22 protein-coding genes and 1 tRNA gene are annotated in these 22,838 nt (G+C 50.9%); 19 read left to right on the top strand and 4 right to left on the bottom strand.

The features are described 5' to 3' along the window. Positions 1–50: 50 nt before the first annotated feature. From LJA86_RS00135 to dinB, 8 genes are all read left to right on the top strand, one after another. The gene (locus LJA86_RS00135; protein WP_229225277.1) at positions 51–1,394 is read left to right on the top strand and encodes a Na(+)-translocating NADH-quinone reductase subunit A; all 1,344 of its coding nucleotides are present in this window, start codon (positions 51–53) and stop codon (positions 1,392–1,394) included. A gap of 3 nt (positions 1,395–1,397) precedes the next feature. Next, positions 1,398–2,633: an NADH:ubiquinone reductase (Na(+)-transporting) subunit B gene (locus LJA86_RS00140; RefSeq protein WP_229225278.1), complete on the top strand. Its 1,236-nt coding sequence runs from the start codon at positions 1,398–1,400 to the stop codon at positions 2,631–2,633. Then, positions 2,626–3,420: a Na(+)-translocating NADH-quinone reductase subunit C gene (locus LJA86_RS00145; RefSeq protein WP_045909847.1), complete on the top strand. Its 795-nt coding sequence runs from the start codon at positions 2,626–2,628 to the stop codon at positions 3,418–3,420. Before LJA86_RS00140 ends, LJA86_RS00145 begins: the two co-directional genes overlap by 8 nt. Next, positions 3,413–4,051: an NADH:ubiquinone reductase (Na(+)-transporting) subunit D gene (locus LJA86_RS00150; protein WP_196345831.1), complete on the top strand. Its 639-nt coding sequence runs from the start codon at positions 3,413–3,415 to the stop codon at positions 4,049–4,051. The genes LJA86_RS00145 and LJA86_RS00150 overlap by 8 nt, the downstream gene beginning before the upstream one ends. 6 nt (positions 4,052–4,057) lie before the next feature. After that, the gene (gene nqrE, locus LJA86_RS00155; protein ID WP_048029966.1) at positions 4,058–4,654 is read left to right on the top strand and encodes an NADH:ubiquinone reductase (Na(+)-transporting) subunit E; all 597 of its coding nucleotides are present in this window, start codon (positions 4,058–4,060) and stop codon (positions 4,652–4,654) included. Between the two features lie 10 nt (positions 4,655–4,664). Further along, positions 4,665–5,888 carry an NADH:ubiquinone reductase (Na(+)-transporting) subunit F gene (gene nqrF / locus LJA86_RS00160; protein ID WP_196345832.1) on the top strand — a complete coding sequence of 408 codons (1,224 nt, stop codon included), beginning with the start codon at positions 4,665–4,667 and terminating at the stop codon, positions 5,886–5,888. Further along, positions 5,888–6,091, top strand: coding sequence for a (Na+)-NQR maturation NqrM (gene nqrM / locus LJA86_RS00165; protein WP_023615899.1), 204 nt, complete (start codon positions 5,888–5,890; stop codon positions 6,089–6,091). The genes nqrF and nqrM overlap by 1 nt, the downstream gene beginning before the upstream one ends. A gap of 108 nt (positions 6,092–6,199) precedes the next feature. After that, the gene (dinB, locus tag LJA86_RS00170) at positions 6,200–7,258 is read left to right on the top strand and encodes a DNA polymerase IV (RefSeq protein WP_048029970.1); all 1,059 of its coding nucleotides are present in this window, start codon (positions 6,200–6,202) and stop codon (positions 7,256–7,258) included. Positions 7,259–7,334: 76 nt separating this feature from the next. On the opposite strand, the gene pepD is transcribed toward dinB, so the two are convergent. Then, on the bottom strand, positions 7,335–8,792 hold the full coding sequence (gene pepD, locus LJA86_RS00175) for a cytosol nonspecific dipeptidase (RefSeq protein WP_032646976.1): 1,458 nt from the start codon (positions 8,790–8,792) through the stop codon (positions 7,335–7,337). Positions 8,793–9,052: 260 nt separating this feature from the next. On the opposite strand from pepD, the gene gpt reads away from it, so the two are divergent. The 3 genes from gpt to crl all read left to right on the top strand — a co-directional run bounded on the left by gpt (position 9,053) and on the right by crl (position 11,319). Beyond that, positions 9,053–9,511, top strand: a complete 459-nt coding sequence (gpt, locus tag LJA86_RS00180; RefSeq protein ID WP_003863205.1) for a xanthine phosphoribosyltransferase — start codon at positions 9,053–9,055, stop codon at positions 9,509–9,511. Between the two features lie 104 nt (positions 9,512–9,615). Continuing rightward, on the top strand, positions 9,616–10,860 hold the full coding sequence (gene frsA, locus LJA86_RS00185; RefSeq protein ID WP_045909843.1) for an esterase FrsA: 1,245 nt from the start codon (positions 9,616–9,618) through the stop codon (positions 10,858–10,860). Between the two features lie 57 nt (positions 10,861–10,917). Beyond that, positions 10,918–11,319, top strand: a complete 402-nt coding sequence (gene crl, locus LJA86_RS00190; RefSeq protein WP_045909842.1) for a sigma factor-binding protein Crl — start codon at positions 10,918–10,920, stop codon at positions 11,317–11,319. A gap of 136 nt (positions 11,320–11,455) precedes the next feature. On the opposite strand, the gene phoE is transcribed toward crl, so the two are convergent. After that, positions 11,456–12,508: a phosphoporin PhoE gene (gene phoE / locus LJA86_RS00195; protein WP_008501878.1), complete on the bottom strand. Its 1,053-nt coding sequence runs from the start codon at positions 12,506–12,508 to the stop codon at positions 11,456–11,458. Positions 12,509–12,812: 304 nt separating this feature from the next. Here phoE and proB point away from each other — a divergent pair, with 304 nt between their 5' ends. The 7 genes from proB (at position 12,813) to LJA86_RS00230 (ending at position 19,999) form a co-directional block, all read left to right on the top strand. Then, positions 12,813–13,916, top strand: coding sequence for a glutamate 5-kinase (gene proB, locus LJA86_RS00200; RefSeq protein ID WP_008501877.1), 1,104 nt, complete (start codon positions 12,813–12,815; stop codon positions 13,914–13,916). 11 nt (positions 13,917–13,927) lie between these two features. Continuing rightward, on the top strand, positions 13,928–15,181 hold the full coding sequence (gene proA / locus LJA86_RS00205) for a glutamate-5-semialdehyde dehydrogenase (protein WP_032646979.1): 1,254 nt from the start codon (positions 13,928–13,930) through the stop codon (positions 15,179–15,181). 111 nt (positions 15,182–15,292) lie between these two features. Further along, positions 15,293–15,368 (top strand) — tRNA-Thr (locus LJA86_RS00210). A gap of 163 nt (positions 15,369–15,531) precedes the next feature. Next, complete coding sequence (locus tag LJA86_RS00215) at positions 15,532–16,698, top strand: tyrosine-type recombinase/integrase (protein WP_229225279.1); 1,167 nt, start codon at positions 15,532–15,534, stop codon at positions 16,696–16,698. A gap of 22 nt (positions 16,699–16,720) precedes the next feature. Beyond that, the gene (locus tag LJA86_RS00220; RefSeq protein ID WP_131380719.1) at positions 16,721–17,725 is read left to right on the top strand and encodes an ABC-three component system protein; all 1,005 of its coding nucleotides are present in this window, start codon (positions 16,721–16,723) and stop codon (positions 17,723–17,725) included. Then, positions 17,713–18,186 carry an ABC-three component system middle component 2 gene (locus LJA86_RS00225; protein ID WP_021241709.1) on the top strand — a complete coding sequence of 158 codons (474 nt, stop codon included), beginning with the start codon at positions 17,713–17,715 and terminating at the stop codon, positions 18,184–18,186. The genes LJA86_RS00220 and LJA86_RS00225 overlap by 13 nt, the downstream gene beginning before the upstream one ends. Further along, positions 18,170–19,999, top strand: a complete 1,830-nt coding sequence (locus LJA86_RS00230; RefSeq protein ID WP_229225280.1) for an ATP-binding protein — start codon at positions 18,170–18,172, stop codon at positions 19,997–19,999. The genes LJA86_RS00225 and LJA86_RS00230 overlap by 17 nt, the downstream gene beginning before the upstream one ends. Before the next feature lie 654 nt (positions 20,000–20,653). On the opposite strand, the gene LJA86_RS00235 is transcribed toward LJA86_RS00230, so the two are convergent. Next, positions 20,654–21,220 (bottom strand): hypothetical protein, encoded by a 567-nt coding sequence (locus LJA86_RS00235; RefSeq protein WP_229225281.1) that lies wholly within the window; start codon positions 21,218–21,220, stop codon positions 20,654–20,656. 333 nt (positions 21,221–21,553) lie between these two features. Between LJA86_RS00235 and LJA86_RS00240 the strand changes: the two genes are divergently transcribed. Then, positions 21,554–21,910: a hypothetical protein gene (locus tag LJA86_RS00240; protein WP_229225282.1), complete on the top strand. Its 357-nt coding sequence runs from the start codon at positions 21,554–21,556 to the stop codon at positions 21,908–21,910. Positions 21,911–21,915: 5 nt separating this feature from the next. Here the strand turns inward: LJA86_RS00240 and LJA86_RS00245 are convergent, their stop codons facing one another. Continuing rightward, a complete protein-coding gene (locus tag LJA86_RS00245) occupies positions 21,916–22,734 on the bottom strand; it encodes a DUF4225 domain-containing protein (RefSeq protein WP_229225283.1) in 819 nt (272 codons plus the stop codon). Between the last annotated feature and the right edge of the window lie 104 nt (positions 22,735–22,838).

Genomic DNA, 22,838 nt, shown 5'->3' on the forward strand with positions numbered 1-22,838 from the left:
GTTACACTTCGCGGCCACTGGATTGTTGTTCATGGAAACCTGCTAACCACATGTTTAAAATAAAAAAAGGACTTGATCTGCCGATTGCAGGCGTGCCCGCGCAGCACGTTTCGACAGGCGCACGTGTCCGTCATGTCGCCATTGTGGGCGACGACTACCTGGGAATGCGACCTTCTATGCTGGTACAGGAAGGCGATCGCGTGATCACAGGACAGGCGCTCTTTGAGGACAAAAAAAATCCCGGCGTGATGTTCACGGCCCCCGCAAGTGGCACCGTTGTGGCGATTAACCGTGGCGAACGACGCGTTCTGCAGTCGGTGGTTATCCGCATTGAAGGCAACGAACAGCGTGAATTCGCCCATTACGATGCCGCAGACCTCGCGTCGCTGAGCCGTGACGCTGTTCAGGCTCAGCTTCTGGCATCCGGTTTATGGACCGCGCTTCGTACCCGTCCCTTCAGCAAATCCCCTGTGCCGGGCACGGAACCGGCCGCGATTTTTGTCACGGCAATGGACACCAACCCGCTCAGCGTGGACCCGCAGCCGGTTATCCTGGCGCAGCGCAAAGCCTTTGATGCCGGGCTGACCGTGTTAACCCGCCTGACGTCGGGGAAAGTCCACGTTTGCCAGGCCGGCGGCGGCAAGCTCGGCGGACATCCGCAGGGGCAGGTCACGTTTAATGCGTTTGCGGGCCCGCATCCGGCGGGTCTGGTTGGAACGCACATCCACTTTCTTGAGCCGGTAAGCCTGGCGAAACAGGTCTGGCACCTTAATTATCAGGACGTCATCGCCATCGGGAAGCTCTTCACCACCGGAGAGCTGTGCGCGGAACGCGTCATCGCCATCGGCGGGCCGCAGGCGGTAAACCCGCGTCTGGTGAAAACGCTGATTGGCGCGGATATCAATGAACTACTGACCGACGAAACCAAAGCGGGCGAAAACCGACTGATTTCCGGTTCGGTCCTCAGTGGCCGCCATGCCATGCAGGCGCACGCCTATCTGGGGCGTTTCCATTTGCAGGTCAGCATTGTGCAGGAAGGACGCGACAAAGAGCTGTTCGGCTGGGTGCTGCCCGGTGCGGAAAAATACTCCGTCACCCGGACCACGCTGGGCCACTTCCTGCGTAACAGGCTGTTTAACTTCTCGACCACTACGCACGGTGGCGAGCGCGCCATGGTCCCGATTGGCAACTACGAGCGCGTCATGCCGCTGGATATTCTGCCGACCATGCTGTTGCGCGATCTGCTCGCCGGTGACACCGACAGCGCGCAGGCGCTGGGCTGCCTGGAACTGGACGAAGAAGATCTGGCGCTCTGTACCTATGTCTGTCCGGGAAAATACGAATATGGACCGGTATTGCGCGAGGTGTTAACCCGCATTGAGCAGGAAGGATAACCGATGGGCTTAAAACACCTCTTTGAAAAAATGGAGCCGCACTTTACCGAAGGGAAGCTCAAAAAGTACTACCCGCTGTATGAAGCAACGGCAACCATTTTCTATACGCCGGGTCTGGTGACGAAGGGGGCGGCGCACGTTCGTGACGCCATCGACCTTAAACGGATGATGATTCTGGTGTGGTTTGCAGTCTTCCCGGCGATGTTTTGGGGGATGTACAACGTCGGTTTGCAGACCCTTCCGGCGCTGCACCACATGTACGATGCGCAGCAGCTGGCGCAGGTGCTTCAGTCTGACTGGCACTACCGCCTGGCCCAGTCCTTAGGGGTGAACTTCGCGCCAGAGGCGGGCTGGATCAGCATGATGACACTGGGCGCGGTGTTCTTCCTGCCGATTTACCTCACGGTCTTTATCGTGGGTGGCTTCTGGGAAGTGCTGTTCGCCATCATCCGTAAACATGAGATCAACGAAGGTTTCTTCGTGACCTCGATTCTGTTTGCCCTGATTGTCCCGCCAACCTTACCGCTCTGGCAGGCGGCGCTGGGCATCAGCTTTGGCGTGGTCATTGCTAAAGAAATTTTCGGCGGCACCGGGCGGAACTTCCTCAACCCGGCGCTGGCGGGACGAGCGTTCCTCTTCTTTGCCTATCCGGCGCAAATCTCAGGCGATCTGGTCTGGACGGCGGCAGACGGTTTTTCCGGTGCGACGCCGCTTTCACAGTGGGCGGCACACGGCGGCGAAACGCTGGTGAACAACGCGACGGGTCAGCCCGTGACCTGGTTTGATGCCTTTATTGGCAACATTCCTGGCTCTATCGGTGAAGTCTCGACGCTGATGATTTTGATTGGCGGGGCGATCATCCTCTTTGGGCGCGTGGCCTCCTGGCGGATTGTGGCAGGCGTGATGATCGGCATGGTGCTGACCGCCACGATGTTCAACCTTATCGGTTCGACCACCAACCCGATGTTCTCTATGCCGTGGTACTGGCATCTGGTGCTGGGGGGCTTCGCGTTCGGCATGATGTTCATGGCGACGGACCCCGTCTCGGCCTCGTTTACCGATAAAGGTAAATGGAGCTATGGCGTGCTCATTGGCGCGATGTGTGTCCTGATCCGCGTGGTCAACCCGGCGTATCCGGAAGGGATGATGCTGGCGATTCTGTTTGCCAATCTGTTTGCGCCACTCTTCGATTACCTGGTGGTGCGGGCCAACATCAAGCGGAGGAAGGCGCGTGGCTGAAGTCAAAAATAACGACAGCATCAGCAAAACGCTGCTGGTGGTGCTGGTGCTCTGTCTGGTCTGCTCCATTGTCGTGGCCGGTTCTGCCGTGGGGTTAAAACCCCTGCAGCAGGAGCAACGTGCCCTGGATAAACAGCGCAACATTCTGGCCGTGGCCGGACTGATGCAGGAGGGGATGAGCGCAGATGAGGTTTCGGCCGTCTTTGCCGAACGAATTTCCGCGCGTCTGGTGGATTTAAAAACCGGCCAGCTGCTGGATAAAGACCCGGCAACCTTCAACCAGGCGCTGGCGCTGAAAGATCCGCAGATGAGCCTGACGCTCGAGGCATCGCAAGACCCCGCCGGGATTAAGCGCCGCAGTAATCTCGCCGAAATTTACCTGGTGCGTGACCCCCAAAAACGCATTCAGGAAGTGGTGCTTCCTGTCTACGGCAACGGTCTGTGGTCAATGATGTATGCCTTTGTGGCCCTTGATACGGATGGCCGCACCGTTAAAGGCATTACGTATTATGACCAGGGCGAAACGCCGGGGCTGGGCGGCGAAGTGGAAAACCCGAACTGGCGGGCACAGTTTGTCGGCAAGAAAGTGCTCGACGATAACGGCCTGCCTGCGCTGAAGGTGATGAAAGGAGCGGCACGTCCCGGTGACGACTACGCGGTCGACGGGCTTTCCGGCGCCACGCTCACCTCAAACGGCGTGCAGCACAGTTTTGATTTCTGGATGGGCGAGCTGGGCTTTGGTCCTTTCCTGAAAAACGTACGTGAAGGAGCGCTGAACAATGGCTGATACCGGTGAACTGAAAGAAGTGAAAAAGGTGCTCATTGGCCCACTGCTCGCCAATAACCCGATCACGCTGCAGGTGCTGGGCGTCTGTTCAGCCCTGGCGGTGACGACCAAGCTGGAAACGGCGGTGGTAATGACGCTGGCCGTCACGCTGGTTACGGCGTTTTCGAGCATGTTTATCTCGATGATCCGCCACCACATTCCCAACAGTGTGAGGATCATCGTGCAGATGGCGATCATCGCCTCGCTGGTGATCGTGGTCGATCAGCTGCTGCGCGCCTTCGCCTATGAAACCTCCAAACAGCTCTCGGTGTTTGTCGGGCTGATTATCACCAACTGTATCGTCATGGGGCGTGCGGAAGCCTACGCCATGAAAATGCCGCCGCTGGCGAGCTTTATGGACGGTATCGGCAACGGCCTCGGCTACGGCGCGATCCTGCTGACCGTGGGGTTCCTGCGAGAGCTGATTGGCAGCGGCAAGCTGTTTGGCATCCCGGTGCTGGACACGGTGCAAAACGGCGGATGGTATCTGCCAAACGGCCTGTTCCTGCTGGCCCCTAGCGCATTTTTCATTATCGGTTTGTTGATCTGGCTGATTCGTACGTTGAAACCAGAACAGCAGGAAAAGGAGTAACCGACGATGGCTCATTACCTGAGTTTGTTTGTGCGCGCGGTGTTTGTTGAAAACATGGCGCTCGCGTTTTTCCTCGGCATGTGTACGTTCCTTGCTGTGTCTAAAAAGGTCTCCACGGCATTTGGCCTGGGCGTGGCGGTCACCGTTGTGTTGGGGCTTTCGGTTCCGATTAACAATCTGGTGTACAACTTCGTGCTGCGGGATGGTGCGCTGGTGGAAGGGGTTGATCTCAGCTTCCTGAACTTCATTACTTTTATCGGGGTGATCGCGGCGCTGGTGCAAATCCTGGAGATGATCCTCGATAAGTACTTCCCTTCACTCTACAACGCGCTGGGGATCTTCCTCCCGCTGATCGCGGTGAACTGCGCCATCTTCGGCGGCGTCTCGTTTATGGTTCAGCGTGATTACAACTTCAGTGAATCCGTAGTGTACGGTTTCGGCTCCGGTGTCGGCTGGATGCTGGCGATTGTCACCATGGCGGGGATCCGCGAGAAAATGAAATATGCCAACGTGCCTGCGGGTCTACGTGGCTTAGGGATCACCTTTATCACCACCGGTCTGATGGCGCTGGGCTTTATGTCCTTCTCCGGTGTGCAGCTATAAGGGCTAACAGATGGAAATTATTCTTGGCGTGGTGATGTTCACGCTGATTGTACTGGTGCTGTCAGGACTCATTCTGGCAGCGCGGGCGAAGCTGGTGAATTCCGGCGACGTGGTGATTGATATTAATGACGATCCGCAGAATCAGATCCGCACGCCTGCGGGAGATAAACTGCTCAACACGCTCTCCGGTAACGGTATTTTTGTCTCCTCAGCCTGCGGCGGCGGCGGCTCCTGCGGGCAGTGCCGCGTGACGGTAAAAGAGGGCGGTGGCGATATTCTGCCCACCGAGCTGGCGCATATCACTAAGCGTGAGGCAAAAGAGGGCTGCCGTCTGGCCTGTCAGGTCGCAGTGCGTCAGAACATGAAGATTGAACTGCCGGAAGAGATTTTCGGCGTCAAAAAATGGGAATGTGAAGTTATCTCTAATGATAACAAAGCTACCTTTATCAAAGAGCTGAAGCTGCGCGTACCGGAAGGGGAAGATGTCCCGTTCCGCGCCGGCGGATACATTCAGATTGAGTGCCCTGAGCATACCGTGGCGTATGCGGACTTTGACGTTCCGGAGGCGTACCGCGCCGACTGGGACAAATTCAATCTCTTCCGCTTTGTATCAGAGGTTAAAGAGCCGACGCTGCGCGCCTACTCGATGGCCAACTACCCGGAAGAAAAGGGCATCATCATGCTCAACGTGCGTATCGCCACGCCGCCACCGAATGTGCCGGATGCGCCGCCGGGCGTGATGTCATCATACATCTGGTCCCTGAAGCCGGGAGATAAGGTGACCATCTCCGGTCCGTTCGGGGCGTTCTTCGCGAAAGATACCGACGCGGAAATGGTCTTTATCGGCGGCGGTGCCGGTATGGCCCCGATGCGCTCGCACATTTTTGACCAGCTCAAGCGGCTCGGCAGCAAGCGTAAAATCAGCTTCTGGTACGGGGCGCGCTCGCTGCGCGAAATGTTCTACGACGACGAGTTTGAACAGCTGGCACGTGAAAACCCGAACTTTACCTTCCACGTAGCGCTTTCCGATCCGCAGCCGGAAGATAACTGGACGGGCTATACGGGGTTCATCCACAACGTGCTGTATGAAAACTACCTCAAACAGCACCCGGCGCCCGAGGACTGCGAGTTCTATATGTGTGGTCCGCCGATGATGAACGCCGCCGTGATTAAGATGCTGAAAGATCTCGGCGTCGAAGATGAGAACATCATGCTTGATGACTTTGGAGGCTGATGATGCTGACGTTTCTGGCAACCTTTGTGGTTTTTGTGCTTGTCATCTTCGGCATGTCGTTAGGCTGGATCGTTAAGCGGAAAAGCATTCAGGGCAGCTGCGGCGGTATTTCCTCCATTGGTATGGAGAAGGTCTGCGACTGCCCGGAACCGTGCGACGCCCGCAAAAAACGCATGGCGCGCGAGCAGCAGCGCATTATTTAAGTTTTTGTAGGCCGGGTAAGGCAACGCCGCCACCCGGCATTCTTACATCTGCTTCTCAATCCTCATTTATTTACTGTATACTTATCCAGTGATGAGTGAGGGCTTACTATGCGCAAAATAATCCATGTTGATATGGACTGCTTTTTTGCCGCAGTGGAGATGCGTGACAACCCGGCGCTGCGGGATATTCCCATCGCCATTGGCGGCAGCCGCGTTCAGCGTGGTGTCATCAGCACCGCCAACTATCCTGCGCGCAAATTTGGCGTGCGAAGCGCCATGCCGACGGCGATGGCCTTAAAGCTTTGCCCTCATCTCACGCTTCTGCCAGGGCGGTTCGACGCCTATAAAGAGGCTTCCCTTCATATTCGGGAAATTTTCTCCCGCTATACCTCTCTGATAGAGCCGCTGTCGCTGGACGAAGCCTATCTGGATGTGACCGACAGTGTGCACTGCCACGGCTCCGCCACGCTGATGGCGCAGGAGATCCGCCAGACGATTTTCAACGAGCTGAATCTGACGGCATCGGCGGGTGTGGCGCCCGTTAAGTTCCTTGCCAAAATCGCCTCGGATTTAAATAAGCCCAACGGTCAGTACGTCATTACGCCGGAAGAGGTGCCTGCATTTTTAAAAACGCTGCCGCTCGGCAAAATCCCCGGGGTAGGAAAAGTCTCCGCCGCAAAGCTGGAAAGCATGGGGTTACGCACCTGTGAAGACGTGCAGCGAAGCGATCTCGCGATGCTGCTTAAGCGCTTCGGGAAGTTTGGCCGCGTGCTGTGGGAGCGCAGCCAGGGGATTGACGATCGCGATGTTAACAGCGAACGGCTGCGGAAATCCGTCGGCGTTGAGCGTACCCTCATTGAAGATATTCATGACTGGTCCGAGTGCGAATCTATTATCACGGAACAGCTCTACCCGGAGCTGGAGCGACGCTTAAGCAAGGTAAAACCGGACCTGCTCATCGCCCGTCAGGGCATCAAGCTCAAATTCAACGATTTCCAGCAGACCACGCAGGAACATGTCTGGCCGCGTTTGAATAAAGACGATCTTATCGCGACGGCAAAAAAGGCATGGGAAGAGCGACGAGGTGGGCGAGGAGTGAGGCTGGTGGGATTGCACGTCACGCTGCTGGATCCGCAGTTAGAGCGACAGCTGGTATTGGGATTGTAAAAAAGCCCGGTGCGCTACGCTTACCGGGCCTGGGTTTTTCACCCTATCCCTGTGGGAGAGGGCTGGGATGAGAGTATTACTTAACTGGGATCGCTTTCAGCAGTTCAGTCAGCAGCGTCCAGTAGTGACCGACGCTTTCGATATGAACCTGCTCATCCGGCGAGTGCGGACCGGTAATGGTTGGCCCGATAGATACCATGTCCATGTCCGGGTAGGGTTTCTTGAACAGACCGCATTCCAGACCCGCGTGGATCACCTGAATGTTCGGCGTGCTGTTGAACAGACGCTGATAGGTTTCACGCACCAGCGCCATCACCGGAGAGCTTGCATCCGGCTGCCAGCCCGGGTAGCTGCCTTTGGCAGAGGTTTTCGCGCCCGCCAGCGTGCCCAGAGATTCCAGCATGCTCACCACATACTCTTTACCGCTGTCGATAAGGGAACGGATCAGGCAGATGATCTCCGCGCTGTCGTCGCTCATGGTTACCACGCCCACGTTCAGTGAGGTCTCCACCACGCCTTTCGCCACGTCAGAGTTGCGGATCACGCCGTTTGGCGTCGCGTTCAGCAGCTGAACGAAGGTGTCACGAGACTTCGCGGTCAGCGCGGCTTTATCCGTGGAGACGGATTCCAGCACCACGGTCAGGTTCTTCTCTTTCGCCGACAGTTCGTTTTTCAGGATATCCAGGTACACGGTGGAGAGTTTTTTCAGCTCGTCGGCTTTTGCCGCTGGCACTGCTACTGTGGCGAAGGCTTCGCGTGGGATCGCGTTGCGCAGGGTACCGCCGTTGAAGTCTACCAGACGCAGATCCAGCTCGGCCGCATGGCCTGCCAGGAAGCGTGCCAGCAGCTTGTTGGCGTTGCCCAGACCCAGATGAATATCACCGCCGGAGTGGCCGCCTTTCAGCCCTTTCAGCGTCAGCTTGAAGGTCTGGAAACCGGCAGGGATCGCTTCGCGTGACAGCGGCAGGGTAGAGATAAAATCAATTCCGCCCGCGCAGCCCATGTAGATCTCACCTTCTTCTTCGGAGTCGGTGTTGATCAGGATATCCGCCTGCAGCCAGTTCGCCTGCAGACCGAACGCCCCGTCCATGCCCGCTTCTTCGGTCATGGTCAGCAGCACTTCCAGTGGACCGTGCTCAACGCTGTCGTCAGCCAGCACGGCCAGCGCAGAGGCCATACCGATGCCGTTATCCGCGCCCAGGGTGGTACCGCGCGCTTTCACCCAGTCGCCGTCGATGTACGGCTGGATCGGGTCTTTGGTGAAGTCGTGAACGGTGTCGTTGTTCTTCTGTGGCACCATGTCCAGGTGCGCCTGCAGCACAACCGGTTTACGGTTTTCCATGCCTGCGGTGGCGGGTTTGCGGATCAGAATGTTGCCAACCTGGTCACGTTCCGCATGCAGGCCTTTTTCCTTCGCCCAGCCCATAATATGTTCGGCAAGCTGTTCTTCATGGTAGGAAGGGTGTGGAATGGAGCAGATTTTGGCAAAAATATCCCACAGCGGCTGCGGAGATAGTTGAGACAGTTCAGACACGATAAGTCTCCTTGTCGAGGCGCTGCAAACAGGGTTGCAGGTCACAGGGTTAGCAGGTTAATAGTTACCACAAGTCAGGCTTGCGAGATGAAACTGAGAATACCACTTTCTCTGCTGGCTGGTAGCATAAAGCATGTAAAAACTCAGGCTGAGAGCGCTAAACACTGGTTTTTAGTGCGTCAGATCTCTATAATCTCGCGCAACCTATTTCCCCCTCGAACACTTTTTAAGCCGTATAAAAACAGGCTGGGACACTTCACATGAGCGAAAAATACGTCGTCACCTGGGACATGTTGCAGATTCACGCACGCAAACTGGCTGCGCGTCTGATGCCTTCCGAACAGTGGAAAGGCATTATTGCCGTCAGCCGTGGCGGTCTGGTACCGGGGGCGCTGCTGGCACGTGAGCTGGGTATTCGTCATGTCGATACCGTCTGCATCTCCAGCTATGACCATGATAACCAGCGTGAGCTGAAAGTGCTGAAACGCGCGGAAGGCGACGGTGAAGGCTTCATCGTTATTGATGACCTGGTGGATACCGGCGGTACCGCGGTGGCTATCCGTGAAATGTATCCGAAAGCCCATTTCGTCACTATCTTCGCGAAACCTGCTGGTCGCCCGCTGGTTGACGATTACGTGATTGATATCCCGCAGGATACCTGGATTGAACAGCCATGGGATATGGGCGTGGTCTTCGTACCGCCGATTTCAGGCCGTTAATACCAGTACGTAACTTTACACGCCCGGCTATGCCGGGCGTTGTTCTTTTTGACCTGCCACGCGTTACAATAGTCTTCATATGACGTATTCATGGAGGCAACGCAATGACGCAGGCGAATCTCACCGAGACACTTTTCAAACCCCGTTTCAAACACCCTGAAACGTCGACGCTGGTGCGTCGCTTTAATCCGGGGACCCAGCCTGCCGTCCAGTCCGCGTTAGACGGTAAAAACGTGCCCCACTGGTATCGTATGATTAACCGCCTGATGTGGGTCTGGCGCGGTATCGATCCTCGTGAAATCCTTGATGTGCAGGCGCGTATCGTGATGAGTGAAGCCGAGCGCACCGACAGCGAACTCTATGATACGGTGGTGGGGTACCGGGGGGGAAACTGGATCTACGAATGGTCTAAACAGGCGATGCTCTGGCAGCAAAAAGCCACCCAGGAAGAGGATGCCACGCGCAGCGGCAAGCACTGGCTGCATGCGGCCAATCTCTACGCCATTGCCGCCTACCCGCATTTAAAAGGCGATGAGCTGGCTGAGCAGGCACAGGCGCTGGCGAATCGCGCTTACGAAGAGGCGGCTCAACGCCTGCCGGGCCAGATGCGCGAACTCGAGTTTACCATTCCGGGCGGGTCATCCATTACCGGGTTCCTGCATATGCCTGAAGGTGAAGGTCCGTTCCCGACAGTCCTCATGTGCGGGGGGCTGGACTCTCTGCAAATTGACTATTACAGCCTGTATGAGCGCTACTTCGCACCAAAAGGGATCGCGATGCTGACGCTGGATATGCCCTCAATTGGCTTCTCCTCCAAATGGAAACTGACTCAGGATTCCAGCCTGCTGCACCAGCATGCGCTAAAAGCGCTGGAAAACATTCCATGGGTTGACCACACCCGCGTGGCGGCATTTGGCTTCCGCTTTGGCGCAAACGTCGCGGTGCGTCTGGCTTACCTTGAATCCTCCCGCCTGAAAGCCGTCGCTTGTCTTGGTCCGGTCGTTCACGCCCTGCTCAGCGATCCCGCCCGCCAGGGGAGCGTGCCTGAAATGTACCTTGATGTGCTGGCCAGCCGTCTTGGCATGCATGATGCATCAGACGAAGCGCTGCGCGTGGAGCTCAATCGCTACTCGTTAAAAACGCAAGGGCTGCTGGGACGCCGCTGCCCAACGCCGATGCTGTCGGGGTTCTGGAAAAACGATCCGTTCAGTCCGGAAGAAGAGTCGCGCTTAATCACGTCGTCATCTGCGGATGGCAAACTGCTTGAGGTGCCGTTCAGCCCGGTCTATCAGAATTTCGATAAAGCACTGAAAGAGATTACGCGCTGGATCGCTCAGAGATTGTGTTAATAGATTGCTAAATTTCGCTGGTTTGGTAAAACAGTGGCTTCACAAAAGGAGATCGCAATGACGTTACCGAGTGGACACCCGAAAAGTAGATTGATTAAGAAGTTCATGGCTCTTGGCCCGTATATTCGAGAAGAGCAGTGTGAAGAGAATCGCTTTTTTTTCGACTGCCTGGCTGTATGCGTCAACGTGAAGCCTGCACCCGAAAAACGTGAATTCTGGGGCTGGTGGATGGAAATGGAAGCAGAGGAAAAACGCTTTACGTATAGCTACCAGTTTGGTCTGTTTAATAAAGACGGCAACTGGCAGGCGACCACCATTAAAGATCAGGAAGTGATTGACCGCCTGGAATACACGCTGAAAGAGTTCCACGATAAGGCACGCGCATTGTTGGCGACTCTTGATCTCAGGTTCGAGCCAGCGGATGACTTTTCCAGCGAAGCGGTGAAGCTGACTGCCTGATAGCGTCACAGCGCCGGGTGGCGGCTTCGCCTTACCCGGCCTACAGAATGCACTACCCCGTAGGCCCGGTAAGCGCAGCGCCACCGGGCAAAAAAAATCCCGGCTTATCTGCCGGGATTTTCTTATTCGGATAATCTTAGAACTGGTAGGTCATACCCAGAGCAACGATATCATCGCTGCTCACGCCCAGTTTATTATCGTCGTCAATCTGGTTGATTTTATAATCAACAAACGCGGACATATTTTTGTTGAAGTAATAGGTCGCGCCAACGTCAATATATTTCACCAGATCTTCGTCACCAATACCTTCGATATCTTTGCCTTTAGACTGGACATAACCCAGGGACGGACGCAGACCGAAATCGAACTGATATTGTGCGACGACTTCAAAGTTCTGTGCTTTATTAGCAAATCCGCCAGAAATTGGCGTCATATTGCGGGTTTCTGAATACATCGCTGCCAGATAAATATCGTTCGCGTCATATTTCAGACCGGTAGCCCAGGCTTCGGCTTTCTGGCCCTGGCCACGCGCCAGCAGGTTCTGCGCATTGGTGCGGTCAGAGTTAGTGTAAGCACCGCTGACGGCGAAATCGCTGCCGCCGAAGTCATAGCTCAGAGAGGTACCAAAACCGTCACCGTTCTGTTTCTTGGCGTCACGGTTTTCGTTTTTGCCCTGGTACTGCAGGGTCATGTCCAGGCCGTCAACCGCGCCGAAGAAGTCGGTGTTACGGTAGGTAGCAAGACCGGTCGCACGCTTGGTCATGAAGTTATCGGTCTGCGCGGAAGAGTCGCCGCCGAACTCAGGGAACATGTCGGTCCATGCTTCAACGTCATACAGGGCACCCAGGTTACGACCGTAATCCAGAGAACCAAAGTTTTTCAGCTTCAGGCCCGCGAACGCCAGACGGGTTTTCTGAGAGGAGTCGCTCTCGGCTTTGTTACCCGCAAATTCAGATTCCCAACGACCATAGCCCGTCAGCTGATCGTTAATCTGGGTTTCGCCTTTAAAACCGAAACGAACGTAAGTCTGATCGCCGTCTTTGGTGGCATCATCGCTGATGTAGTGCATGGCTTTCACTTTGCCGTACACGTCCAGCTTATTACCATCTTTATTATAAACTTCAGCTGCGTGAACGGATGCAGAAGCCACTACGCCCATAACCATTAATGCCAGAGTGCTCTTTTTCATTTTCGATCCTGTCTTATAAACGCGCTAAAAAATTCGCTGGACGATAAGCTCATGCTTAAGTCCCGTGAAAAAACAGGAAGGGTTTTATCGTTCTGGAATGAAACTTTTATGACAAACTAAGAATAATTTTAAAAAACTGTGATTTATTATTTCGGTAATAAAAGTGTCAAATTCTCCCGCTACGCTTCCTGATCCCGCGCAACAAAGTGTTTCGCGATGTGCTAAGGCAGTTGGCAACGGGGCTGACTCCTGCTAAAACGTTCGTTCGACATTACTTTCCCTTATCGTTGAACGGCAGAGAATCATGAGTGACAGCCAGACGCTGGTGGTAAAACTCGGTACCAGTGTTTTAACAGGCGGATCGCGCCGCCTAAATCGCGCCCACATTGTTGAGCTTGTACGTCAGTGCGCTCAGTTACATGCCGCAGGGCATCGTATTGTGATTGTGACCTCCGGGGCGATTGCCGCCGGGCGTGAACACCTGGGTTACCCCGAACTCCCCGCGACGATCGCCTCCAAACAGCTGCTGGCCGCCGTGGGACAAAGCCGACTCATTCAACTCTGGGAACAGCTGTTCTCTATCTATGGCATCCATGTCGGGCAGATGCTGCTGACGCGTGCGGATATGGAAGACAGAGAGCGCTTCCTGAACGCCCGCGATACCCTGCGCGCGCTGCTGGACAACAATATCGTTCCGGTCATTAACGAGAACGATGCCGTTGCTACCGCTGAAATCAAAGTGGGTGATAACGATAACCTCTCTGCGCTGGCCGCCATTCTGGCTGGCGCCGATAAATTACTGCTTCTGACCGATCAGCAGGGGTTGTTCACCGCCGATCCGCGCTCCAACCCGGAAGCCGAGCTGATTACCGACGTTCACGGTATCGACGATGCGCTGCGCGCCATCGCCGGTGATAGCGTGTCCGGCCTCGGAACGGGCGGGATGGGGACCAAACTGCAGGCCGCCGACGTGGCGTGCCGCGCCGGTATCGACACCATTATTGCCGCGGGCAGCCGCCCTGGCGTGATTGGCGACGTGATGGAAGGCATCTCCGTTGGCACCCGCTTCCACGCTCAGGAATCTCCGCTGGAAAACCGTAAGCGCTGGATATTTGGCGCGCCGCCTGCGGGCGAACTCGTCGTTGATGAAGGGGCGACTGCCGCGATTCTGGAACGAGGAAGTTCATTACTTCCTAAAGGAATTAAAAGCGTGACAGGCAACTTCTCCCGTGGTGAAGTGATCCGTATCCGTAACCTCGAAGGCCGCGACATCGCCCACGGCGTAAGCCGCTATAACAGCGATGCCCTGCGCCGCATCGCGGGTCACCATTCGCAGCAGATCGACGCCATTCTGGGCTATGAATATGGCCCGGTTGCCGTGCATCGCGATGACATGATTATTCGTTAAGGAGCCAGAACATGCTGGAACAAATGGGCGCCGCCGCGAAGGCCGCCTCTTATAAACTGGCGCTCCTTTCCAGCCGCGAGAAAAACCGCGTGCTGGAAAAAATCGCTGATTATCTGGAATCTCAGTCCCAGGAAATTTTGCTCGCCAACGAGCAGGATTTACTGGAAGCGCGTCGCAACGGTCTGAGCGAAGCGATGCTCGACCGTCTGGCGTTGACCCCGGCCCGTCTGAAAGGCATCGCCGACGATGTTCGTCAGGTCTGCAATCTGGCCGACCCGGTAGGGCAGGTGATTGACGGTGGGCTGCTGGACAGCGGTTTACGCCTGGAGCGCCGTCGCGTGCCGCTCGGCGTTATCGGCGTTATTTATGAAGCCCGTCCAAACGTGACGGTGGATGTTGCCTCCCTGTGCCTGAAAACCGGTAACGCCGCTATTCTGCGCGGTGGGAAAGAGACATGGCGCACCAACGCCGCGACGGTGAAAGTCATTCAGCAGGCGCTGGAAGAGTGTGGCTTACCGGCGGGTGCCGTGCAGGCAATTGAGAGCCCGGACCGCGCGCTGGTCAACGAAATGCTGCGCATGGACAAATACATCGACATGCTGATCCCACGCGGCGGCGCGGGCCTGCACAAGCTGTGCCGCGAGCAGTCGACGATTCCGGTGATCACCGGCGGTATTGGCGTGTGTCATATCGTGGTAGACGACAGCGCTGAGATTGCTCCTGCTCTGAAGATTATCGTGAACGCGAAGACCCAGCGTCCTAGCACCTGTAACACCGTTGAAACGCTGCTGGTGCATCAGGACATTGCGAATACCTTCCTGCCGGCCCTGAGCAAACAGATGGCAGAGAGCGGCGTGACGCTGCATGCTGACGCCAGTGCGCTCGCGCTTCTGCAGGATGGCCCGGCTAACGTCGTTCCCGTCAACGCGGAGCAGTACGACGACGAGTTCCTCTCACTGGATCTGAACGTGAAAATCGTGAGCGATCTTGACGACGCGATTGCGCACATCCGTGAGCATGGCACGCAGCATTCTGACGCCATCCTGACGCGTACGCTGCGCAATGCGGATCGCTTCGTGAACGAAGTGGATTCCTCTGCGGTGTATGTGAATGCCTCCACCCGCTTCACCGACGGCGGCCAGTTCGGCCTCGGCGCTGAGGTAGCGGTCAGCACGCAGAAACTGCACGCGCGCGGTCCGATGGGACTGGAAGCGCTGACCACGTACAAGTGGATCGGCTTTGGCGACGATACGATTCGTGCGTAAATAATCACGGGTGATGCAAAAATAGCCGTTTGATTCAAAAGGGCATTGACGCATCACCCGGATAGATCTAACCTTTTGCCCCGTGGTTACACTCGTAACCGGCCTCTCAGGGCCGATATAGCTCAGTTGGTAGAGCAGCGCATTCGTAATGCGAAGGTCGTAGGTTCGACTCCTATTATCGGCACCATCTCAACTTCCCCAAATGTCCGTATTCATCCATAAATACCCTGATTTATAACGATTTTACCGTTTTCTAGTCCATCATCGTCCGCAGCCATCCAGTAGAATCCGATAAAGAATGTGTATAGGATTGTGTATATGTTCCTGTTCGGTCATGGATTCCTATACACATGCCTTTAAACGATATGCAGATTCGCCGCGCTAAGCCTGAAGATAAACCCTATACGCTTGGGGATGGGCAAGGCTTGTCATTGCTTATAGAACCTAATGGAAGCAAGAGCTGGCGGTTCCGCTATCGCTATGCCGGTAAACCCAAGATGATCTCGCTTGGCGTTTACCCAACGATCACTCTTGCCGATGCTCGTTCCCGTCGTGATGAAGCTCGAAAACTTGTGGCAGAAGGAAAGAACCCTAGTGATGTTCGAAAAGAGCAAAAGCTGGCTCTGCAAGCAGAGTCAGAGAACGCCTTCGAAAAGATAGCCAGAGAGTGGCATCAACTTAAATCTGCTAAATGGTCGGCAGGATATGCATCAGACATCATGGAAGCGTTTAAGAACGACATTTTTCCTTATGTTGGAACAAGGCCTGTGAGTGAGATTAAACCGCTAGAGCTGCTGAACGTACTGCGTAAAATTGAGAAACGTGGTGCGTTGGAGAAAATGCGGAAAGTGCGTCAGCGTTGCTCTGAAGTGTTTCGCTACGCAATTGCAACGGGTAGAGCGGAGTACAATCCTGCGGCAGATCTTTCCAGCGCTCTCGAAGTGCACCAATCCAATCATTTCCCGTTCCTAAAAGCTGATGAGATACCCGAATTTCTGCGTGCCTTAGAGAGTTACACCGGGAGTAAGCTTATCCAGATAGCAACGAAATTACTGATGATTACGGGCGTGAGAACCATCGAATTACGCGCGGCATTATGGCAAGAATTTGATCTGGATAACGCTATTTGGGAAATTCCTGCTGAAAGGATGAAAATGCGCAGGCCGCATCTTGTGCCATTGTCTACTCAGGCGTTAGATTTACTCAATGAACTTAAGATCATGACAGGGAACTATCGTTATGTTTTTCCAGGGCGGAATGATCCGAACAAGCCTATGAGTGAAGCGAGTATCAATCAAGTCATCAAACGAATTGGTTATAGCAGGAAGGTGACGGGGCATGGGTTTCGACATACCTTATCGACGATACTACATGAAGAAGGCTATTCAACTGCTTGGGTTGAAATGCAGTTAGCCCATACAGACAAGAACAAAATCCGTGGCACGTATAACCATGCACAATATTTAGAGGATCGCAGAGATATGATGCAATGGTATGCGACCCAGTTAGGCATTTAGTTTATAGGATGGGTACATAAATATGGCTAAAGCGCTGGCAACAATTATGACTTGGGATGATACGACTTGGGAGGAGTTCATTCATGATTGGCTTATTGAATGTCATGCTGGAGAATATTTTTCTAATGAACGGTTAGGGGGAGCGGGGGATAAAGGTCGGGATATTGTCGGATTTGTAACTGATCCGCATAGTAAAGAATACATCTGGCATAACTATCAATGTAAATTTTACTCCAAAAGACTTAGTTTCTCTGACGTTGCCGATGAATTTGGGAAGCTCATTTATTTTACTAAGAACGGTGATTATCCAATACCTGAAAAATATTTTTTTGTTTCTCCCAAAGACCTATCCACCAAATTTTCTGAATTATTAAGGGATTCTTCTTTATTAAAAGCAAAGATTTTAGCTGTCTGGGATGAGTCAATAAGCAATAAAATCACATCTACAAAGGTAATTCCATTAACTAAGGATTTGGTTGAATATATAAATGATTTTAATTTTAATATTTTCCATTCGCTTCCTTTGTCTATAATTTTAAGTGAGATAACAAAGACCCCTCTAAACTTTAAATATTTCAATGAAATGTTTTACGCTAGAGACTTTCCTAAATCAACACCAGAATATGATCCATTGATTGAGTCCGTCTATGTGGGGCAGTTATTAGATGTTTATTCCGAGGTTTCACCAGTAGGAAACATGGACCTAACAAATTTAATTGCGCCATTCAGCAATCATTTCAGGGGTTGTCGAGATGATTTCTATTTTGCATCCTCACTAAGTAGATATATAAGAGACTCGTTCGTTGAAGATAATTTTAAAATTCTGAAGCGTTATATTGCATCTTCTATCGAAACTGAATTGTATAAAACTCATGGAAACTCATTTGATAGGTGTAATGATATTTTAAAACAAGCTTCTCTCACTCCCATATCCCATTCCATTTTATCAAAAATATGTGAAGCCCCAGATAAAAAAGGGATTTGTCATCATATGATTAACGATGGTGAATTACAATGGAAAATTTGAGATTGTACAATTCTCAAGTAGAAATCTCGCTGAGACTTGCCAAAATTCTTATGGCATTTAATCCGAATGGTTTGACCATTGAAAAGTTAATATGTCTAGATTTTCTTGTCCTTAATTTAAGTGATTTTATTCCTGAGCAGAGTAGCTTGCATCCTGCAATTCCAAGGCGAGATAGCCAATTGGCAATTACTAGGAAAACATTCACAGATGCGCTTGTTTTAATGAAAAAATATAAAATAGTAGAGGAGGATTATACTAGGCATGGAATCTTGTTCTCGGTAACTGATAAAACTTTTTCGTTCATAAATTCTGTACAGAATGAGTATGTTTCAAAAATGGGGCATAATATAAACATTGCAAGAGAGACATTTGGTTCTTTAAATGAATCAGAGTTGAAAAAGCTAGTGGGATCAAAATTTGGATGTTTGGATAAGGATGGATACTATGAGTCAATACATTAAGATTAAGAAAATATTGATAACGGGTGCCATGCTTGATAATGTTTTAATTGAATTTGGATCGAAACTAACGATTATCACAGGTGGTTCAGATTCAGGGAAAACGTATTTATTTAATCTTATTCGATACCTTTTAGGTAGTGATAAGCTTGAAAATGCAGGTATAAATGAGGCTAAGGGTTATGACTCATCATTTATAGAGTTTTCTATAAATGAAAGCTCATATTCTATTGAAAGAGGGTTACATGATAACTCTGAGTATAAACTATATTCTGGTGGAATAGATACAATTAGTCCTGCTACATTTATTCAGAAAATTGTAAAAAGTGCAAAATCCAAGAATAGCTTTAATTCGATATTTTATAGCAAGTTAGGTTTCAAAAAAGCTCAGGTAAGAATTAATAATAATGGTGGTGTTCAGAATTTTAATTTAAGTAATGTACTTGATTTCTTTTTTATAGATGAAATTAGGATATTAACATCTAAATCAATGTTACTTTCTGAGCAATATGCTGAACAAATAAAAAGCAAGTCTGAATTTAAATTTTTACTAACTAAAAGGGATGATGCCTTAATCGGAGAGGAAAAGCCAAATAAAAAGGCAAAGGTATTTTTGAAACAACAGGTGAAAGATATAATAGATGGGTTAAGCCGCGATCTAATTTTCCCAGATTTGAACTTTTTATTGATTAATGAAGCGCTACATAAAGTTGAAACGCAAATTGAAAATGCTGCAATAGAAGTGGATAATTTTCTGGAGCTTTATGAGAATAAAGTTACGGTTATTAATGAGATTAAAAATGAGATCGGATTATTGCAAAAGAAAAGTAGTTATATATCAATGCTTATTGACCGATTCAAGATGCTCAAAGATTGCTATCTTTCCGACCTTCAGCGAATTAACTCTATATCGCAAGCGACATTTTTCTTGGAGAATTTTGCTGAGGAGTTGTGCGATAACTGCGGGCATACAATAAACCATTCGCCGGAGATAAATTATGAAGATTATTACGCTTCATGTATGGCCGAATCAGAAAAAATAAACATCCAACTGGCTGGGTTGCTTAAGTCAATCAAATCAAACGAAGATGAGTTGTCATCCATTAATTTGTCAATTAAAGAAAGTGAGTTCCTATTGAATTTGGAAATGCCAGAGTACGAACGCTTACATGATGTTGATTTAAAGAACTCCCGGAGAGTGATAGAGGAATTATATGAGCATAAAGAATGCTTATTATCAGACTATTCTAAGCATCAAATTATAAGTGCTTTGGAATCCAAGGGGGATAATCTTGACTTGGATGTCTATAATTCTGATGATTTTGATGATCTGAAAGTTGATGAAATAAATGAGGTAATAAATCAGTTAAGGTTTGTGCTCAATTCAATAAAATTCGACGGGCGCACCGATAACTCAGTGGAATTTGATGAAAACAAGTATGACTTTATCATAAATGAAAAAGAACGTTCTTTATTTGGTAAAGGTAGTCGTGCTGTTATATATGCTTGCTTTGTGATTTCGCTTGCTGATGTTTTAGCTAGAAAGGGAAATCCGCAGACAGGCTTTGTACTGTTAGATAGTCCGTTAGTTACACACTTCGATAAAAAAAGAGAAATTAAAAAATCAGAAGTTAACCCTTTAACTTTAACTGATGCATTTTATAGTTACTTAATAAATTCCAATTCAACCATTCAGGTCATACTAATTGAAAATAAAGGTCCATCCTTTACTGTAGAAAATAATGATGACATAAAGTTGATTGATCTTAACTTTGATGGTGCAACGGGAGTTTTTCCTAAAAAGAGTATAAATTAAATTATTGTTCTGGCGCGCCTGCTAGCTTAAGGAGGCGCTTTTAATGCTGGTGCAAAGGTGGACTTAGGCTGCTCTGGAACTGGCGCTGGTAGGGAGTACAGGAACGGGAGAGTGCATGCAAAACAATGCACCATTTTGATGCATTCTTTAATTGGGGGAAAAATGATGGATTTATGTGATTTTTTTGACTGACTACCCACGGCAGGTTCAGCGCGTCGGAAGAGGTAGATCACACTCTTCAGCGGTAAATTTTTCAAAATTATTTACCCACTAAGCATCATCAAGCCTGTAATGCTTTCTACCGCGTCGTTCTACTCTGACCTGCTACTCTTCTCCCTCATGCCTTGCGTTTCAACAGCGCACCAAAGAGGCGTGATTTCCACCTATCTTGACCCAGCCTGCTTCTTGAGGTTTGTACGTTCGGCACCATTTAACCCCACAGTGCGCGCTCGTAGCCCCGCCACGCCTGCCCGCTTTATGGAGTGGTTTTCATGCAGGTGCATGATAGGCTCTCAACCGCGCCGTATCTGGCCTGGGAAGTAAAAATGCAAGTGCATAAAGTCATGCGATTTCATGCAGTATAGACATGCACTCAGGCTACAGACATCAAAAAACCCGGCACTGGCCGGGCTTAAGTGAGCTTTTCTGTTCAGGTCAGAACAGCTTTCTTTTTTTTCTGGCGTCATGTGATCCTGATACCGGTGCTGAACCGGTCAGACTCATCACGTCGTCCCGGAATCTCAACGGCAATATTTCATTCGTCCACTTCAGCATTAGATTCAGGATAAATTCACGATACAACGTATCTGCATCATTTGTCCCTTCAATAATGCCCTGTATATGCACTGAGCTATTCCGCTCGAATTGCCTGTACTTCATCCAGAGTTGGCTGCTCAATTCGGAACCGTGGAAAATAAAAAAGTCTCGTAAAAGCTCATCGATACGCTCCTCAGTGATGCCATGATGGCAGTTCACATAGGCGTTTGCCTTACGCGCGGTCGTGTCAGCCAGTAGCGGCAGCAGCTCTTCTTTTTCAGTAATCTGCCCGGCCAGTTCTGTGGCTGTTTCCTGTTGTTCCAGATACTCAGCCCGAAGAGCTTTCATCTCCGGCGTTACGATGCCGCCGCTCTGGTTAAGCAATTCCCTGAACTGCGCCCGATTGTCTTTGCTGGCCTGCTCAGTTTCGATCTGATGCCGGCGGCAGAGCCCTGAGGTTGTCAATGGCTGCTTCTTCGGCCCCTCTGGCTTCCATCCGGGCCTCCGTTTTTAGGTAGAGGTTGATAATCCGGGATTGGCAGCCGGAGGAAAAGCCTTTTGTCAGTGTTTTCTTCTGGAGGGCTATTTTGTATGCGGCATAAGTTGGGGCATTCAGAGTAAGGTCGAGAGTGATGCCCACATTGAAGCTGAATGTACACCAGAGAGAAGATGTTAAATCAAGGAAGAAAGCCTATAAGCTTGCAGATAATGCTGGTTTATCTTCACCCGCCCGGCTATCTCAGGAATTTCGTTAGTAAGGTTAGTGTTTAAAAAAGCTCATCTTAAAGGTATTCTTGCATGAACATACCAATGATGAAGATAGGCGAGCAAGTGGCCAGTGAACTGACGGAAAAAGATCTACTAGATAGTGGTTTTTCGCGTAAGCAATTATCTCGTCTGAAAGAGGTATTGAGCAGGAATGAAAATGCTGGCGAAACGCTTTCAACATTAGTGGATGATCTAAGTAAGCGTTTTTATGGTGGAGTGATTTGTCTGATGCTTATCCTGGCACCGCTGATTTTCCTTCCCGTCTTTTATACCCCCTCTATGCTGGTATATTACCTACCTATTGCAGCTTTTGGCGTTATTGCAGTCTGGTATCTCATACCGCTAGGCCTTTCATGGAAAGCGCATAAGATTATGAAAGGCCGGTAGCGGGCTCACTGCGTTCTTTCGTTACTCTGCAACTGGTAAAGAGTGTGCCCAATTTTGGCGCCTTTCAACGTTGCTCCGGCGCCCTTAATCGCCAGAGCCGTCCGACTCATGGTGTTTACCTGTCTCATGAAGTCCGGGGCGAGATAACGGTACAGACGCCAGGCATCGGGCTTCAGAGTGAGTTTGAACATGCCATAATAGGACGTACTTAGATCTACCATCTGATAAGCAAGTAAACCCACTTTGCGGTCAAAGCCCAGAAATTCTGCCGAACCTTCAAAGCCATCACGCATAAAATTGATGGGTGACGCCTTTCCCGCCAACTTCTGGACACTCTCTGCTGCTGAAGATACGCCATTAAGTACCAGCGTTGCGCCAGCTATGATCCCAAGCATATTTCCGACCGGAACGGATGAGGCAATAACTCCAATACCGCCTGCAACCTGCAAACCGGAAATGACTACACCGATAAAATCGATGGCATAACCAAAGTATTTACCATTCTCTTCATAGATCCTGACTGATGCCGTGAGAACAGACTCACCTGTTCTGAGCATTCTGTCCTGAATCTTCAGATTATTATTTTCCTCGCGAATATTCTGGATACACAGCTGACATTCCTGTTCCGTCGCGCCATTCCTGATGGTTGCCAGTTGATATTTTCCAAAGTCACGCACATTGTCCTGAAAACGCATGCGTGTCAGAGCATCTTTAATATGAAATCCCGATACAGCGAGCGCTGTATTCATTAGTTGATTCACTTCTAATGAGGCCATTGTCAGGAAATAGCCAGAAAAGCGATTACCATCTGTATAGATATCCAATTCTTTCCCTCGAATCGTAATAAAACTGAGAACATATGGTAGCACATGCATTTTGGACAGCCGTTATAACAGTATCTCTTGCTGCCAGTTACCTATCAAAATAT

Origin of the sequence: Enterobacter sp. TCD1-1, assembly GCF_020567405.1 — a bacterium.
Taxonomy (GTDB): Bacteria; Pseudomonadota; Gammaproteobacteria; order Enterobacterales; family Enterobacteriaceae; genus Enterobacter; species Enterobacter quasiroggenkampii.